The organism is Nostoc sp. PCC 7107 (assembly GCF_000316625.1).
GTDB lineage: Bacteria > Cyanobacteriota > Cyanobacteriia > Cyanobacteriales > Nostocaceae > Nostoc_B.
The window spans coordinates 3,917,119-3,933,457 of record NC_019676.1 but is presented as its reverse complement, the minus strand read 5'-3'; the positions used below and the strand labels follow the sequence as shown (position 1 = coordinate 3,933,457).

The window sequence follows — 16,339 nt, the reverse complement described above, 5'->3', positions numbered from 1 at the left end:
CACTTAACTTAACATTTACTTTATCAATATGCTTTAAATATTGATATGTGTGATAAAATCATATCCTGATTATTTGAATATTTAATATATGAGCAAAGTATTTTTAGAAAAAGTACATCTTCAGCAGAATATTATAACTCCTGAAATAGAATTATTAATTTGCTGTTCTCGCACTTATATAGACGAAAAAATTTCTATAACAATCCAAACTTTGTTACAACAAGCGCAAATTAACTGGCAATATCTCATAGAAATTGCTGCTTACCACAAAGTTTTACCCCTGTTATTTATTAATCTTAGTAAAATAGATACTCAATCTATTCCTAGTAATATCCTTAGTTCACTACAAAAATATTATTACCTTAATACACAGAATAGTCTGTTAATGGCTAGTAAACTTTTCAATATATTAAATATTTTCGCTGAACATAACATTCCTGTAATTCCTTTTAAAGGGCCTATTTTAGCTATTACAGCCTACGGAGATATCTCACGTAGATCTTTTGGAGATTTGGATCTGCTAGTACATAGAGAAGACTTTATTAAAACTAAACAAGTTTTAATGGATAAAGGATTTGAGCCTTATGCAGATAGTAGTGAACAAGAAGCCGCTTATCTTAAATCTCTCACTATTCCCGATCAAGAAGCTTATTTACGTTCTCATTGGGAATTACATTTAATTAATCGGCAAGAGCAAGTTACTTTAGATGTTCATCAAGGAGTGTTATCCAAGAAATTTTCAGTACCATACAGTTCAGAATGGATATGGAAAGATACCAAATTAATCTCTTTTACTGATAAAGAAATACTCGGCTTTTCAGCGGAAAATCTGATCATTATTCTCTGTTCACAAGGAGGGAAAGATTGTTGGCTATGGCTGAATAGAATATGTGACTTGGCTGAAGTATTACGTACCCATCCTGATGCGAATTGGGAAAAGATTTGGCAGCTTGCCATAAAGCTAAAAATGACACGAATGCTGTTACTAGGACTTTCTCTTGCTCATGATGTTTTAGATGCTCAACTTCCTGAATTTATTTTACAAAAGATAGAAGGTAACTCATTAGTCAAAAATATAACTTCTGAAATTATTATTGAACTTACTTGTAATCTGCCAAATACTGCACCACACAGTCAATTAAAATCCGTCCTATTTCATTTAAATTTGATAGAAAATCCTTGGGACAAGATAACATATTGCTATGAACAGATGATTGTTCCCACCATCGCTGATAAAAGTTTTATACTTTTACCCAAGGCTTTGTCATTTTTGTACTATTTTGTTCGACCAGTCAGGATGATTTTTTTTAATCAAAATAGAACCTAAGTAAAAACTATATTAAACGAGAAATTACCTTTTAAATAAACTGGTTGTAAATAGACATTAATTGCTTATAATTTACCCCTGAAGAATATTTAGATTCATAAATAAAACGAGCATTATTACCATAATCATTCATAAATTTAGGATGATTAATTGCCCATTGTATTTTAGCTGCTAAATCTTGTGAATTGCCAGCTTCAAAGTGTAATCCACTTACTTGATCTTCAACAATTTCTGCCATACTCCCTAATCGGGAAACTATTACAGGTAAATTAGAAGCAAAGGCTTCCACGATTGTTAATGGAAAACCTTCATACCAAATAGACGGAAGAACTAAAAACTTAGCTTTTTTCATTAGTTCCATAACTATTGATTTATCTTGATATCCTAAAAATTTAATTAAGTTTGCATAGCCTGCTTGTTGAACTTGTTTCTGTAATAATTGACGTAGTGGGCCATCTCCGACAATTTTTAATGGTGTAGATATATTGTTATGGATATAAGCATCAATCAGAACAGAAACTCCTTTTTCTTCTGATAGTCTACCAACGAACAGCAAGTAATCATCACGCTGATTATTAGGCTTCGTAGTATTTGGATGAAAAACAAAATTTGGTTTAATATAAATTTTTTCTGCTGGTAGTCCAGCTTGAATCATTTTTTCTTTTTGAAATTGAGTCAAAACAATATAACCGTTGACTCTCTTATGCCAAGTACCTGTTAATTTATGCCATGTAGTCATTGCTGCTACAACAGAACTTTGAATATGAGAGTTGCGATAACAGCCATGCACCACACTAGACCAAGGTATTAATGTACCAATACAATCTTCACAAATTTTGCCATCTCGAAATGGCATTGCTTTAGGACAAGCAAGGCGATAGTTATGCAGTGTTTGAATAACAGGTACTCCAGCACCATAACAAGCATCATAGACAGCAGGAGATAGTAAAGGAAAAAAATTATGTACATGAACTATCTCAGGAGAACAACGCGTAATCTCCGCTTGAACTCGGTGTTTAGATGCAAGTGAATATATGGCTCCCCCAGCTGCTGCCAATGTATCCCAAATATTAACTATATTCAGGTTATTTTCTTCCAATAAAATCACATTATGCCCATTAGCTTCTAATAGGCTTTTTTCTGCCTGAACTACTTTATCTTCACCACCGCTTAATCGATAGCGATTGTGTAACATTAACAGCTTCATGCTTTTTTTGAACTGTTGGATATAAATTAATACTATTCAGTTAAGGTGTGGTAATTTTGGTTATGAGGGATACACTAATAAAAATTTATCTGAACTTTATTTTTATATGAATAGTCTATAAAAACGGGGAATAGCAATTAGGGAAAATCTAGCTATCTTTGACTGTAAACTTCTCCATAACATTGAGCCACAAACAACCCTTTAAATTCCCAACTAAAAACATCTCTAACTCTATTTTTACCAGCCTCACCCATCTTTAATCTCAATTTCGGCTCTGCAACCAAAGATATCATTGCTTGAGCGATGTCGTTGACTGTTTGTATTGGTGTGTTGGCCTGAATTTTAAAACCAGTTTCTTCAGTAACCTGAAGTGCTGGCCCTCCTAAATTTAAGCAAATAACTGGTAAACCTACAGACATAGCTTCTAAACAGACTAATCCCCCAGAGTCATGTAAACTTGGGTGAACTAGTACTTGGGAGTGTCTTATTTTACTTAAAGTGTCGTTACGAGACAAACTACCCCAAAATTTTACTTGTTGATAAATGCCTAGTTCGTGGGTGATTTTTTCCAGATGTTTTCGCTCCGATCCTTCTCCAACAAACCAATACTCGGAATTAGATATGTTTGCTTTCGCAAATGCTAATAATCCTAGATGAAATCCTTTCCAATGCAACAGTCTACCCACGCTGATAAACCTGATAATAGATTTATGAGGTGGAGAGGTATCTGCAAAACTCGCTAATTCTTCCGGCGATATACCAAGTTGAGAATATATTTGAACATTTTTTGCCCCTAAGTATTGGAGCCTTTTAGCTGTATCCTCAGTTGTTGCCCAAGCTAGAATACTACGTTTTGCTGTTAAATGGACAAAAGGATCACATTCTCCCACAAAGCAAGCTGTGTTTCTGATAAACTCATATATTTTGCTGCGAAAATTTAAACTTTGCCAAAAACTTTTGGGAGTTAATTCTCCTCCGCCAACAGGCCCCCAGATAAAAGGAATTGGTAATAAACAAAGAAAACTCGGACTAGTATATTTGACATAAGTTACATGATGCACAATATCAAATAAAATTTTATGATGGAGCGATCGCCCGATAAAATAAGCCTTAATTTGCCATAGATAGTAATGAATATATACCCATTTTTGGGTAATTTTTCCCTTCTGGCTCCAATCTATAATTAAACTAAAAGGATCTAGATAAATAAAATTGAGTTTGGGTTGTGGCTGGCGGGCTAATTCAGCTTCAATTCCTGGGCGGTGACAGTTAGAAGTTAAAACCCAGATATGATGATATTTGCTCATTTCTCGAATAAAATTCCAACCTACTCCTGGTTCAGAACCTTGACCTGGTTCACAGGCGTATGCAGAAATCAGAATTTTCATAATTATTCAGTTGCGTGCAGCATTAATTCGGGATTAATAGTGTGTAAAAAGTTACATTTAGTAATATTTAAGTAACTTAAAGTAGAAATATCTCTAACACATAAATTTCTTAAATATTGCGACGAGTTACTCATTGTCCGGAGTCAATTTCTGTCTCAAGAAGTTGAGGATAACGTTTGTATATTTGCATTGCGGCTAAACCAATCCCATACATTGTCCATAGCCAAATAGCGCCTGTAGGGCCTTCAATAATCACTTCAAATGATGTGACAGTCATACTAGCTACCCAGTAAGCAAGTAAAGTTAAAAATATGCCAGCCCATTTTGTTTCTCCCTTTCTTCTACACTGCAAATATTTAGCTAGTATGTTACCAGCCCAACTTAATTGAATTAATAACCAAAGAACAAAACCAGGAACACCCGTACGAGAAAGTACTGTAATATGCCCATTATGGGGACTACGCACAATACCACCGCCTACTGGGTCAAAACCAGTACCAGCACCCAAGTTGAACCCAAAACCACGACCAGTCCAAAAATGATCTGAGATAGTGCTTTTAATTAAATAAGTCCACCATTCTAAGCGATATTCTTTTGAACCTTGCCTTTCATTATTATCAATAAAAATGCTTAAAATTTTGTTGATTAATGGTTCAAATATTTCTGGTTTGATAATTCCAGCTAATAAAACAATCAAAATTATAATAGTTACTATACGCCAAATTTTACTACTTTTATACTTTGCAAGTCCAACTACAAAAAAAGCATTGAGAAAAGCGATTGTTCCTGAACGATTTGCATTTAGAGCTACTACCCCCAAGTTAACAAAAAACATAAAAGTAAATAATAATGGTTGAACATCTAGTAGACTAGACCCAACAAAAAAGGCAGTAATTCCAGACAAATGAGTCATGGCATCTGCTGTTTTGGGAGAGATAATTTTAGCTCCAGCACCAGGTAAACTGGGTAGTGGTAGTGTTCTAGCTATTAACCAAAAAAATGGCAGAAGAATAATAAAAATTCTGCAAAAACGCTCATACTGGGCAACCATAAACAAAAAGCGCTGTGGTTTACCAAGTAGTAAGGTTGCAACTATCAGAGCAAAAGATATGTAGTACCATAATGCAGCGTCACGTATGCAGTCCAAGCCATATATAGGAAAATAAGGTATGGTATTGATACAACACCACACCATAAATATAATTAAAAACCAAGTATGAGGTAGCTTAAGAATTTTTGGGATAGACTTGTTTATACTTAACGTGAACAATCCGAAAACAAGAGTAATTTCACCGATATAAAAAGGCCCAACTCCGAAGTAAGAAAATCCTCGTCCACACAAAGCATATCCCAAAAGCACCCAACTATACCAGTTGAGAAATTTATCAGCTATGGTGGATTTTTCTGTATCACTTTTCAGATAAATACTTGGTTTATTGAGCATAAGCTGCTTTAACTGTTATTTGTTAAGGTTGGGAGAGGAAAACAATTTAGATATAAATTGAATGGCAGAAATATTTTTGTCTAGGGTTAAAATAACAGTAATTTTTATATAGGTAAATTCATCAAATTTTTAACAGACTACGATTAGTAGCTAACTCATAAATTTCCATCATCCGATAATAGTTTTGTTGCGCTGTGTACTTAGATTCAAATTCATTCCTAGCTTCTTGACGCATTTGAGCTAGTAGTTCTTGATGAGCCATAGCCCACTGTACTTTAGTTGCTAAATCTTCTGGGTTGCCAGGTGAAAAAAGCAATCCAGTACGTCCAGAGTCTACCAATTCTGCGATCGCTCCAATATTAGCAGCAATTACTGGGGTACCCTTAGCAAATGCCTCAACCGCTACTCGACCAAAAGTTTCGTACCATTTGGACGGAAAAACTACAAACATCGCTTCTCCCATCAATTTATGCACTTCAGACATTGGTTTACGCCCTAGCCATTCTACGTTAGGTAATTTCTTTACTGATTCCACCACCTGATCTGCTAAAGGCCCTTCCCCAATAATTTTCAAAGGAACTTTCCCTTCCAGATAATTCCAAGCAGTCAGTAAAGTATCTAATCCTTTTTCTACAGATAGCCTGCCGACAAACAGCGCATAACCACCCGCACCATCTCCAATCCCAGGATCTGGATGCACGAAGTTAGGCTTGACGACAATTTTTTCCGCTGGGAAACCTCCCGTAATAAATTTTTGTCGGGCAAACTCAGTTAAAGAAATGTATATATCTACCATTTCCAGCCAAGTACGCATAGCCCGATGAGCAGTTAGCATAGTTGCTACAGCGATCGTTGCTGGACGGTTGTCTCGATAGCAACCATGCAAAACCCCAGGATAAGGGACAAACTTCCCCATACAATCTTCGCAGACTAGGCCATCACGGAAAAATAAGCCATTGGGACACAATAGACGATAATTACGCAAAGTTTGAACGACAGGCACACCTTCTGACTTGGCAGCATAGTGAACCGAAGGAGAAATTAATGGGAAAAAATTCTGAATATGAACAATGTCACAGTTTGAGCGCTGAAGTTTTTGTTTGACTATGTTGTAAGATTCTTTAGACCAAATAGATCTCAATGCCATCGGGACAGCGCCAATAGATGGAACTCGGTCATTGTGTTCTTGATAAACATCAACTTCATGACCCATTTCTCGTAATAGTTTTTCTTCAGCCTCACGAGATTCATCTTCGCCGCCACGAATTTGATAGTTGTTGTGAATACTTAAAATCTGCATAATTTAGAAATTCAAAGCTGAATCGCACTTGAAGATGTCAAACTTTTTGGAGAACTCAAAATTTCTTCGTAAGTTTGAGCTAAAGTCTGACCTTTTGCCTCCCAAGAAAAGTTTTCTCTTGCCAGCTTGCGAGCTAAGTTTCCCATACGCAAACGTAATTCGGCATCCTGAGCTAAACAAGTCATTGCTGTTGCTAAGTCACGCACAGTTTGTTCGGGAGTATGAGCAGAAACCTTAAAACCCGTATCTTCCGTCACCTGCAAAGCAGGCCCCCCTAAATCAAGGCAAATGACTGGTCTACCTGCTGCCATTGCTTCCATACAGACGAATCCACCTGACTCATGTAAACTTGGATGAACTAGCACATGAGATTCTCCTAATAATTGAAAAATTTTCTCTCTTGGCAGCTTACCCCAAAACTTAACTTGCTGCGTAATACCCAATTTTTCCGCCAGAGCTTGCAGATATTTCAGTTCTGGCCCATCTCCAATAATCCAATATTCAGCATCTGTAAGATTTGCTTGGGCAAAAGCTTTCAAACCTAAATAGAAACCTTTCCAGTGTAACAACCTACCAATACTGATGAATATCACTGGGGAAGTTTTGGGTACTAAAGATTGAGAAAGGATATCTATCTCCTGCTGGGGTAAACCTATAGGAGAAAAAACTCTTACATTGTCAGCACCTAAGTTTTTTAATTTGACTGCTGTATCCTGAGTCATTCCCCAGGCTAAAATGCTTCTCTTGGCTGTCAGACGCACAAAGGGATCATGTTCTCTAGTCCAACGCATCAAGTTTCTTAATAGTTCGTAAATTTTGCCCCGCAAATGGAAATTTTGCCAAAAAGTCTTCGGTGCAGATTCTCCACCCCCAACGGGCCCCCAGATAAAAGGAATTGGTAACAAAGATAAAAAGCTTGGATAGTTATACGTTACATAAGATACATGGTGAACTATATCAAAATCAATATTATGATGTAGCTTTCGTCCCACAAAATATGCTTGTATTTGCCACAGGTAATAGTGCAAATAGATGATTAGTCCAGAACCTTTTTTCCAGCGATCGGCACCAAGTAAGTCAAAGTAGATAAATTCTAATCCAGATCTTGATTTTTGTTGGATTTCAGCTTCTATAAACGGATAGTTATCTTTACGGGTTAAAACCCAGACTTGATGTTTTTTTGCTAGTTCGTTAATCGTATTCCAGCCGATACCAGGATCGGAACCCATATTTGGTCTACATGCGTAGGCAGACACAAGAACTTTCATGAATTAATGACTCCCCTGAGAAAATCTTTGCATCTTGTTAATTGATTTTTTGGCGTTGCATAAATGCGGGATGAAATCATAAAATTCTAATTTTCAACCTCTTGCTCTTTGCGGCTTTGCGTGAGACAAAAATCATCCCCTCAATCAGCAACGCCGATTTTTTTATTTATTGAGAGTAGTATCAATTACTACCTTTACAGAATGCTCAAGTTAGGAAAAAATTTCCACAAACAATTTACGTCCAGCTTTTCTGATTGTTTGGATCAATTGTTGTCTTTGATTTAAACGGTAAAAACCACGAACTGAGTAATCAACATCAATATTGTGTTGTTTAAACAAATCAACCACAGCTTCTTCTAACCACTTACCTTTAACAATTCCTGTTAAACTATAGGGAATAATAAATTTATTTTGACGATTAAAGTAATCAAGACTTTGGCAGTAAAATTTATCGGTTTCCTTACTAGCTCTAATCGAACCCCAGCGTTCAAATTCCCAACCAGACTCTTCTGGTTTTAAATAAAACTTCAGTCTATCTTTGACCCAAATACCCGCTTGCAAACTTATACGATAGTTACATTTTTGCCGCAACTCCCAGAGTAAAGGGTATTTAGACAATTTATTATATGGTTCGTTTTTGTTACCAACAATTTCCATTAACCGAATATGAGCGCACTCTTCATGATCCATAATTTGGAGAAATTGATCAATCAGATCCGTATTGACATAATCCTTGAGAAAATAGTCTTCTTGTAAATACAGTACATATTTTGTATTAATTTTATCTAAACACCGAATTAAACAATCACTCCAACTTAATTTAGCTGTTGATTCATCTAGCCCAACTTGCGAACACTGAATATTTAAGCCTGGATAAGAAAAGGTTTTTGTCTCTGTATTGAGGATAATAGGATATGGACAATTTGGCCAATAAATAGAAAAAAGCTTAAAAAAAGGCTGCCAACAATCTTCAAAACTGTCTGTGCTATTTACTAAAATTGTTAGTTGTGTTTTATTAGTCATAATTCTTTGCTCAAAATTTTATTAAGGTAAATGAGATATTTGTTTAAGTAACTTTATTTATGAATATACAAAATTTATGATTTTTTGCAGAAAAGTGGGCGTGATTATTGCCTGATATCAAATATCAAAAATGTATCTAAATTCTTGTGGCTAAACAACTGCTATAAATACCTTCTAAAACTTTGATTTGTTTGGAATTATCAAAATTTTTGGTTATATGTTCTCTTGCCTTGACACTAAAGTAATGCCATTTTTCATTATCTTTTAAGAGAGCCAAAATATATTCAGCTAGTCCATCAATATCTCGTTCTGCTACTAAAAAACCAGTTTCTCCGTTAATCACAGCTTCTGGGATACCAGCATGAAACGTACTCACAACAGGAAGCGCCATAGCTTGCGCCTCAACAACAACAGTAGGTAATCCTTCAGAATCTCCTTGATTAGCGGTAACGCTTGGTGCTGCTAACACTTTGGCGCGGTTCATCCAACTTTTAACTACGTCTGAGGATTGTACTCCCAAAAACTGATAGTTGCTCAATAATTTTGCGGCTAGAGCTTCTAGCTCTGATCTTAGGCTACCATCTCCGATAATTATTAATTTGGTGTTAGGTAAAATAGATTGGACTCTTGCCATTGATTTAATCAGGTATTCACAACCTTTTTTTTCCGTTAAACGCCCCACAAACAGAACTACAGGTTCCCTTGGGATTGAAACATCTTGTTGAAATTTTTGAATGTTTATTCCATCGTAATGTGTAATGATTTTTTCCTCTGGAAACCCCTGTTCTATGAGCTTTGTTTTAATAAAATTAGATACAGCAAGAAATATCTGGGCTTCACGCTTCAGCATTTCCCGACGACGATAATAAATCCAATGATTGACAGAAGCGTAACGGGCATACTCTTCTTTGACGGTGGCATCAGCGCCTCGAAAGTGTACTAGTAAAGGAATTTTCAGTTTTCGGGCTAATGGAAGTGCTAATACTCCACTTAACCCAAATTGGGCATTGATTAAAACAGGATTGATCTGCTGTAGTTTTTGATACAATTTTGGAGCAACGCCGGAAAATTTAAATGCAGCCTCTACTACTTGTCCAGGAAAATTCCCTCTGTTGACTACTATTGCGCGTTCTGAAGGTAACGTTAATCCTTTGACAAAACGCGAACCTACGTAATAAGGAGTAAAATTTTCCAATGCTTCTCCTAATAAATCTCGAACAAATGTTTGAGAAGCAGGAAGTAAGAGGCTACTGAAGATTATAACGGCAGGATGGGAAATACCCTGAGTTTTATCTAACATGAAATTTTGATTAGTTGCTAAACTGATTAGAGGAAATAATATAGCTTGTTTGCTCTGCGCGATCGCTTTAATTTTATGCGTTAATTATATTGCTGGAAAACTTGATCAATATTGATATTTTTTGGAACCCTTGATTAACTGTTTAATTCTAGATTTTAAGAGAAATATTGACCGATATCCATTATTTCCGAATGTAGATAATACTATCGCTTTAATAATCATATTTGCTGACCAAGGTAAATATTTTAATAAACCAATAACATAACTCAAAGCCAGCATTTTTTTGCCGTCTTCGACTGATTTTCCTACCCGAATTAGCTGAATGATTGAGGTTTTTAAGGATATAAATTTCCAATATTCTATGTAGCCAACACGCTGTTTCATAGTTTCCCCCCATTTAGTTTTAAATATTTCCAGACCTGTGGATTTTGCAACTAAATTGCCTCTGATTTGCTGCTCATGAAAATATCTGATAATAAGTGGTTGATTTACTGCTAAAAAATGGTTATTTGCGGCGGCTAGACTTAACCACAAATCATAGTCTTGAAAACTAGGTAGACGTTCATCAAAGCCATTAACTTCTAGTAAGGCAGAGCGTTTAACCATAAAGAGTGAAGTGGTAGGAGGTAGCCAACCTTCCAATAAATGATTAAAAACATCTCCTTCAAACAGAGTTAAACTAGGCATTTTTCGTTGTTCTTCTACACATTCATACCCTAGACAATAAACAACAGTTGCTAGAGGATCATCACTATCTTGTAACCGTTTTAATTGTAACTCTAATTTATCAGGTAGCCATTCATCATCACTATCTAAAAATGCGATTAGTTCTGTACGTGCAGCTTTAATACCTTGATTACGTGCATAGCTACCACCATAGTTTTTACCTAAAGGTAAAAATATAATTCGCGGGTCTGTAAATTCTTTAACCACTTCAGCAGTGTTATCTGTAGAACCGTCATCAACGATAATCAGTTCAAAATTAGAAAAAGTCTGTTTGAGAATACTGGAAATTGCTCGCGGTAAAAGATTAGCTCTATTAAATGTTGGGACTATAACACTAACAATTGGTTGCTCTTGGTTTGATATATTCATTATTTTTACATTTTAAATAAAATTTACTTATGTATTGACTATATGCTCTTGAATATTACAAAGTTATCAACATTGACCATATACATTGCCTGTGATTTCAGCTATGGTTTTCCAGTCATATTTTTCTGCTAATTGGCGATTATATTGACCCATATTTGATAGTTGAGATTGTTGTTTTAAGGCTGAATTCATGGCTTTAATTAAACCACTTTCATCATCAATTTCATATAAAAATGCTCCAGAATTATCTAGTACTTCTCCAATACATCCTTTGCGTGGAGCAATACAGGCTCGACCAAAAGACATAGCCAGCATTACGGCTCCTGAAGTTAAAATATCTCGATAGGGAAAGACAACTACATCACAAGCATTCATATAAATTTGAATTTTCTCGGAGGGAACAAATCCCGGTATGAATTTTATTTTTGGATCACCATCAATCTTTTGTAAAAGCATATCTGTCATTTCTGGACTATTCTGATATACTTTTCCTGCAATTACTAATTGACTGGTCTTATTATCTAGATTTTTAAATGTATCTATTAGTTCCAATACTCCCTTATAGGGTCTAATCATCCCTAAGAAAAGAAAAACTAAAGCAGAATCATCTAAATTTAAGATTTTTCGGGATAGGCTTTTTTCAATATTATTATCGTAACAATTGATATAGTTTCCATGTGGAACAACAAATATCTTCTCTTGATCACTTAGGGAAAAAGATTTTATAACTTCTTCTTTGGCACTATCACAATGGGCAATAATACCATTGGCTAATTTAGCAACACAACTGCTACATAAACTATCTAAAACTATGTTTTTATTTTCATGGTTTTTCAGATTATGTACAGTCCAAATAATTTTGATTCCTACTAGTTTTAAAATAACTAATTCTAAAATAAAAAATAATAATTTGAGGATTCTTTCTAAGATGTTTGAACCTGCAAAGAAAGGATTGAGCCAATGCAAATGAATTATATCTGCTTTATTCGGAAAAAATACTGCTGGTAAAAAAAAAGTTGTTGAAGTTGAATCATCAGGTAATTCTGCTTGAATACCTAATTTGTTGAGGTGATTAATTAGCTCTTTTTGGTAGGGATTATCATCATTTGTGCGAGGGAGGAATATAGATTTCATGCTTAATTGCTATTGTAGCTATTTTCAGATTTATCAAATTGATGAATTTATGAAGCCTGCGTATCAGATGGATTGTTGATCTTGCAATTTTCGTCAATTTTATGAAAAATTAGCAGTTAGTCATTAAGATACTATTGTTATCTTATGTAACCAACGCTTGAATTCAAAAAATATATTTAATAATTCTACTAAGCTTGAACGAATTTTTAGTTTAATATAATTTTGATAAAAACTTTGGCTAACTGGAAAATTTTCTAAAAGAGCCTTCACAGTTTTAGTATCGCCGATATGAATATGGCGATAAGCTGCTAATAGTGCGTAATATGCTAAACAATGCTCTAGAAGCGGACGATATTCCTGGGGACAGTTATTCCTGATAGGCTCTGGATCGGTGAGCTTAGGCCAAGGTGGTCGTACTTCCTTGCGTCCTTGTCCAAGTTCTGATGCTTCGGTGTGATGCCACATGAGTGGAGTTGGATCTAAGTAAATTTGGTAATTTAATGCTGCTTGTATCCATAAATAGGAGTCTTCGCCATAAGTGCAGCGATCTTTACTATAGAAACCACCAAACTCTTCCAGTATCTTTCGTGAGCATAATACAGCGCCAGAGTGAAAGAAGTCGATTGCAGATTTCACTAATTGTGGTTTCATATCAGTTGGCAGTCGCCATACACCTTCTGTTCCCAGAAAAGGAGGAAGATGTTCTTGCCAACTTGTACGTTCTTCACCCCGAAAATGTCCACTTACACTCAGCAAACACTCAGGATATTCTTGAAGATGTTCTATGGACTTCTCTAAAAATTCTGGTAGCCACTCATCATCAGCATCAAGAAATGAGAGAAAGGGAGCCTTACTTTCTGCAATACCTCTGTTACGTGCTGCACCAGGCCCGCTATTAATTTGGTGAATGATGTGGATGCGGGAATCTTGATAAGTGCTGACAATATCTGGGCCATTGTCTGTAGAGCCATCATTTACAACAATGATTTCAAAGTTTTGATATGTTTGCTCTAGTATAGAGTTGATCGCTCTAGCGATATACTTACTTTTGTTGTACAAAGGTACAATCACACCCACAAGCGGAACTTGTTTTATCTCCAATTCTTTCATCTTGATGTTCTTACAATGATGAAGGTTTGCTACATAAATAAGCTAATATCTGTGCGATTAAGTCAAAATTCGTTGCTGTTCTTTGTTTGATTTCCGGCAAAACTGAGTTTAAATGAGCAGATACTTGCTGGCGTTGTTGCCAAGCACTACGAATTGTGTTGCAAGCTGTATCAATATCTAGAAACTGTTGAGCAGATATTAGTAATCCTTGGTGAACCATTTCTGCACCCAGTAAATCAGTCATAATACCTTCGGCTTTGACAGAGTAACCTATGGGTAAGGTACAAACACCGCTCGATAATCCGGCGATCGCAGCGTGCATTCTCTCAGACACAACTAAATCGCAAGTACTGATCAAACCTTTAAATTCTGAGGCTGTATGTTCAGCACCAGCTAACTGAACACGAGGATCGAAGTTCAATAATCTCTGCAATTGTCCTGCAAGAATGCGATCGTCGTTGTGAGGACGATAATCATGTACATGCGGAATCAGTAGTACCTGCGCCCCAAATTCATCAATAATCATCTTGATTACTTGACACCAAACTTTGATGTGCTGATCGTAGTCAGTACGAGTATAGCGACAAATACCTTGACTAATTCCGAGGGAAACCAGGGGAAAGTCTGGATTGATGTTGTACAACTTCCGCAAGTTAGCCACAATTTCTGGCGGTGCTGGCGGGAGCAAAAATGCTGGATCAGCTGTATGTTTCACTATATCTGAAGACAGACCTAAATCTTTAGTTACATACTTGTAAGAAAATCCTTCTCTGACAGTAACTAACTTGGAGCGACGAGCAACATTCAGCCAAATTTCTGCTTCTGCTTGAGTTTTAAAAGGCCCAATAGATTGTGCCAGGAATACTACAGGTACACCAGCATCTAAAGCATATTCTAGGGGTTGGAGTTGTCTTTTGAGAAAGTTCACACCGTAATCAGAGCTAAATATATCGCCACCAGATGCGATCGCCACTGATGCACCATCCAACAACCGCAACATATCTTTGTAGGCAGGCGCTATGGGCTTGTAGAATTTCGATAAATTGTTGCGCCAACGATGAAGTTTATGAAGTGGTCTTAAAGAACCATCGCTAATTAAATCTAAGTTGTACTGTTGCAGCCTGACTTCATCATAATCAAGGGTTTCTGTGAGAATACTCATAGCCAGCTTTGGATGCCTTTGGCGTAGCTGTTCAATGGTGGTAACAACCATTGCTTCAACACCTCGGTTACGTAATCCAGTAATTCCCGTAATAACTGCTTTCACCTGATTTTCAACTCCATCCTTAGTAGTATTTTTTACTTAATCAATAAACTTTTGATAAATTTTTTACACTTTTGGATAAATTGCTTCCATAAAACAGTAGATGGGTAAGTCAATTGATATTGCAACACCAAAAAATTCATATTCTTTGGGAAAACAGAAAAATGTCCAGATTTTATGGCTTTTTGAAAAGCAATGTGGCTTTCCTCACCTAATTTGATCCTCAGTTCTTGTCGTTTTTGCAGATGTCTACTCAAGTGACCAACTTGCGATTTAACTCGCTTATTTGGTCGCCATTCACCACGTTTGTCCGCCAAATATAACCGGTATGCTAAACCCTCCCTGCGATGATTTAGTCCCGAAGATTGTGATTTTGCTACTTCATCTGCTGTGATGGCATTAAGTTGTAGATTACCTGTATTTATTCCTTGTTCAATTAATTTTTGGATTACTACATTACGAACAACAACTACATTTGTGCCTTGACTATCATTAACATATTGAGGTAGCCAAGCATCACCAACAACGATATCGGCTGCTTCCGCAATTACATCATCACAATATTCACAAGCTTTATATTTAAAAAAACCATGTCCCCAGTCCCAACCGTATAAATCACGCACCGGACTAACATATTCAACCACTTCACCATCTTTTAAACCAACAGCTTTCATTCCATATTGATTAGCACCTCTATCAGCAAGCTTGTATCGGAAGTCAAACTCTAAAAGATCACTTGGTTTGATTCCACCTTGCCAAGCAAACATTTGTGCAAAATGAATACTTTTTAAATGCCCACAAATTAGCCCCACACAAAATTTTATCCGTTCAGCAATTATTGGATCTTGCTTCATCAGCAGTCGAATAGCTTTAATAAAACATGGAACACCAACTATTACATAACTTCCAGGCTGCTCTCGCAGCATTTGTATAACTTCAGAGATTTCAATTGGGTAATATCGTGATTTTGCTCCGTTACTTACCTCTTCTCTAGTTTTAGATATTTGGTACTTAAATAATCTGGGATCTGTTGGCGAAGGAGTACAGGGTTTAACATGAATAACTCCATCAACTAAACCTTCACTCAGCAGTTGAGTAACAATCCAATTACCCATACCACCGGAACTACCACGTTTACGGAAATCACTTTCGTTGACAAAACCTACATACGTTGTCAGATAGTAGCCAATTTGGTTGTGATACTGACAATCTTTGCCAAATATTTCCTCAGCAATCTGATCTTCATTTAATCCTTCATTTGAAAAAGGACAAACTGTTCCCAATGAAATCTGATGATAGGTTTGATTGACTGGCTCATTCAGCGTGGCACAAAGCTTGCCATACTCATCTAGTTTCATCTTGATTGGAGAATCAACTACAGCAGCACAAGCACCACAACCTATACAATAACCACCATCTACTACAGTTTCAAATAGTTTGGATATTTCTTGATTTTTTGATGTACTGCGTAACATTTAT

13 protein-coding genes are annotated in these 16,339 nt (G+C 36.1%); 1 reads left to right on the top strand and 12 read right to left on the bottom strand.

Going from position 1 to position 16,339, the window contains the following annotated elements; translation table 11 throughout:
* The first annotated feature begins 88 nt into the window (after nt 1–88).
* Nucleotides 89–1,327 carry a nucleotidyltransferase family protein gene (locus NOS7107_RS17020; RefSeq protein WP_015114195.1) on the top strand — a complete coding sequence of 413 codons (1,239 nt, stop codon included), beginning with the start codon at nt 89–91 and terminating at the stop codon, nt 1,325–1,327.
* Between the two features lie 31 nt (nt 1,328–1,358).
* Here NOS7107_RS17020 and NOS7107_RS17015 read toward each other — a convergent pair whose 3' ends face one another.
* From NOS7107_RS17015 to NOS7107_RS16960, 12 genes are all read right to left on the bottom strand, one after another.
* Nucleotides 1,359–2,534: a glycosyltransferase family 4 protein gene (locus NOS7107_RS17015; protein ID WP_044500085.1), complete on the bottom strand. Its 1,176-nt coding sequence runs from the start codon at nt 2,532–2,534 to the stop codon at nt 1,359–1,361.
* A gap of 152 nt (nt 2,535–2,686) precedes the next feature.
* Nucleotides 2,687–3,922, bottom strand: a complete 1,236-nt coding sequence (locus tag NOS7107_RS17010) for a glycosyltransferase family 4 protein (RefSeq protein WP_015114193.1) — start codon at nt 3,920–3,922, stop codon at nt 2,687–2,689.
* Between the two features lie 130 nt (nt 3,923–4,052).
* A complete protein-coding gene (locus NOS7107_RS17005; protein WP_015114191.1) occupies nt 4,053–5,366 on the bottom strand; it encodes an O-antigen ligase in 1,314 nt (437 codons plus the stop codon).
* Between the two features lie 121 nt (nt 5,367–5,487).
* On the bottom strand, nt 5,488–6,666 hold the full coding sequence (locus NOS7107_RS17000; protein WP_015114190.1) for a glycosyltransferase family 4 protein: 1,179 nt from the start codon (nt 6,664–6,666) through the stop codon (nt 5,488–5,490).
* An 11-nt stretch (nt 6,667–6,677) separates the two neighbouring features.
* On the bottom strand, nt 6,678–7,934 hold the full coding sequence (locus tag NOS7107_RS16995) for a glycosyltransferase family 4 protein (RefSeq protein WP_015114189.1): 1,257 nt from the start codon (nt 7,932–7,934) through the stop codon (nt 6,678–6,680).
* Nucleotides 7,935–8,144: 210 nt separating this feature from the next.
* Nucleotides 8,145–8,957 (bottom strand): hypothetical protein, encoded by an 813-nt coding sequence (locus NOS7107_RS16990; protein ID WP_015114188.1) that lies wholly within the window; start codon nt 8,955–8,957, stop codon nt 8,145–8,147.
* A 136-nt stretch (nt 8,958–9,093) separates the two neighbouring features.
* Nucleotides 9,094–10,257 carry a glycosyltransferase gene (locus tag NOS7107_RS16985; RefSeq protein WP_015114187.1) on the bottom strand — a complete coding sequence of 388 codons (1,164 nt, stop codon included), beginning with the start codon at nt 10,255–10,257 and terminating at the stop codon, nt 9,094–9,096.
* A 105-nt stretch (nt 10,258–10,362) separates the two neighbouring features.
* The gene (locus tag NOS7107_RS16980) at nt 10,363–11,352 is read right to left on the bottom strand and encodes a glycosyltransferase family A protein (RefSeq protein ID WP_015114186.1); all 990 of its coding nucleotides are present in this window, start codon (nt 11,350–11,352) and stop codon (nt 10,363–10,365) included.
* 66 nt (nt 11,353–11,418) lie between these two features.
* Nucleotides 11,419–12,486: a glycosyltransferase family 4 protein gene (locus tag NOS7107_RS16975; RefSeq protein ID WP_015114185.1), complete on the bottom strand. Its 1,068-nt coding sequence runs from the start codon at nt 12,484–12,486 to the stop codon at nt 11,419–11,421.
* Nucleotides 12,487–12,609: 123 nt separating this feature from the next.
* A complete protein-coding gene (locus NOS7107_RS16970) occupies nt 12,610–13,596 on the bottom strand; it encodes a glycosyltransferase family 2 protein (protein WP_015114184.1) in 987 nt (328 codons plus the stop codon).
* 10 nt (nt 13,597–13,606) lie between these two features.
* Nucleotides 13,607–14,863 (bottom strand): polysaccharide pyruvyl transferase family protein, encoded by a 1,257-nt coding sequence (locus tag NOS7107_RS16965; RefSeq protein WP_015114183.1) that lies wholly within the window; start codon nt 14,861–14,863, stop codon nt 13,607–13,609.
* A 32-nt stretch (nt 14,864–14,895) separates the two neighbouring features.
* Nucleotides 14,896–16,335, bottom strand: a complete 1,440-nt coding sequence (locus NOS7107_RS16960; protein WP_015114182.1) for a Coenzyme F420 hydrogenase/dehydrogenase, beta subunit C-terminal domain — start codon at nt 16,333–16,335, stop codon at nt 14,896–14,898.
* Between the last annotated feature and the right edge of the window lie 4 nt (nt 16,336–16,339).

Coding starts and splice junctions, on each gene's coding strand:
- NOS7107_RS17005 (WP_015114191.1), bottom strand. CDS start 5,366: ATGCTCAATAAACCAAGTATTTATCTGAAAAGTGATACAGAAAAATCC.
- NOS7107_RS17010 (WP_015114193.1), bottom strand. CDS start 3,922: ATGAAAATTCTGATTTCTGCATACGCCTGTGAACCAGGTCAAGGTTCT.
- NOS7107_RS17000 (WP_015114190.1), bottom strand. CDS start 6,666: ATGCAGATTTTAAGTATTCACAACAACTATCAAATTCGTGGCGGCGAA.
- NOS7107_RS16990 (WP_015114188.1), bottom strand. CDS start 8,957: ATGACTAATAAAACACAACTAACAATTTTAGTAAATAGCACAGACAGT.
- NOS7107_RS16960 (WP_015114182.1), bottom strand. CDS start 16,335: ATGTTACGCAGTACATCAAAAAATCAAGAAATATCCAAACTATTTGAA.
- NOS7107_RS16980 (WP_015114186.1), bottom strand. CDS start 11,352: ATGAATATATCAAACCAAGAGCAACCAATTGTTAGTGTTATAGTCCCA.
- NOS7107_RS16970 (WP_015114184.1), bottom strand. CDS start 13,596: ATGAAAGAATTGGAGATAAAACAAGTTCCGCTTGTGGGTGTGATTGTA.
- NOS7107_RS17020 (WP_015114195.1), top strand. CDS start 89: ATGAGCAAAGTATTTTTAGAAAAAGTACATCTTCAGCAGAATATTATA.
- NOS7107_RS16985 (WP_015114187.1), bottom strand. CDS start 10,257: ATGTTAGATAAAACTCAGGGTATTTCCCATCCTGCCGTTATAATCTTC.
- NOS7107_RS17015 (WP_044500085.1), bottom strand. CDS start 2,534: ATGAAGCTGTTAATGTTACACAATCGCTATCGATTAAGCGGTGGTGAA.
- NOS7107_RS16975 (WP_015114185.1), bottom strand. CDS start 12,486: ATGAAATCTATATTCCTCCCTCGCACAAATGATGATAATCCCTACCAA.
- NOS7107_RS16995 (WP_015114189.1), bottom strand. CDS start 7,934: ATGAAAGTTCTTGTGTCTGCCTACGCATGTAGACCAAATATGGGTTCC.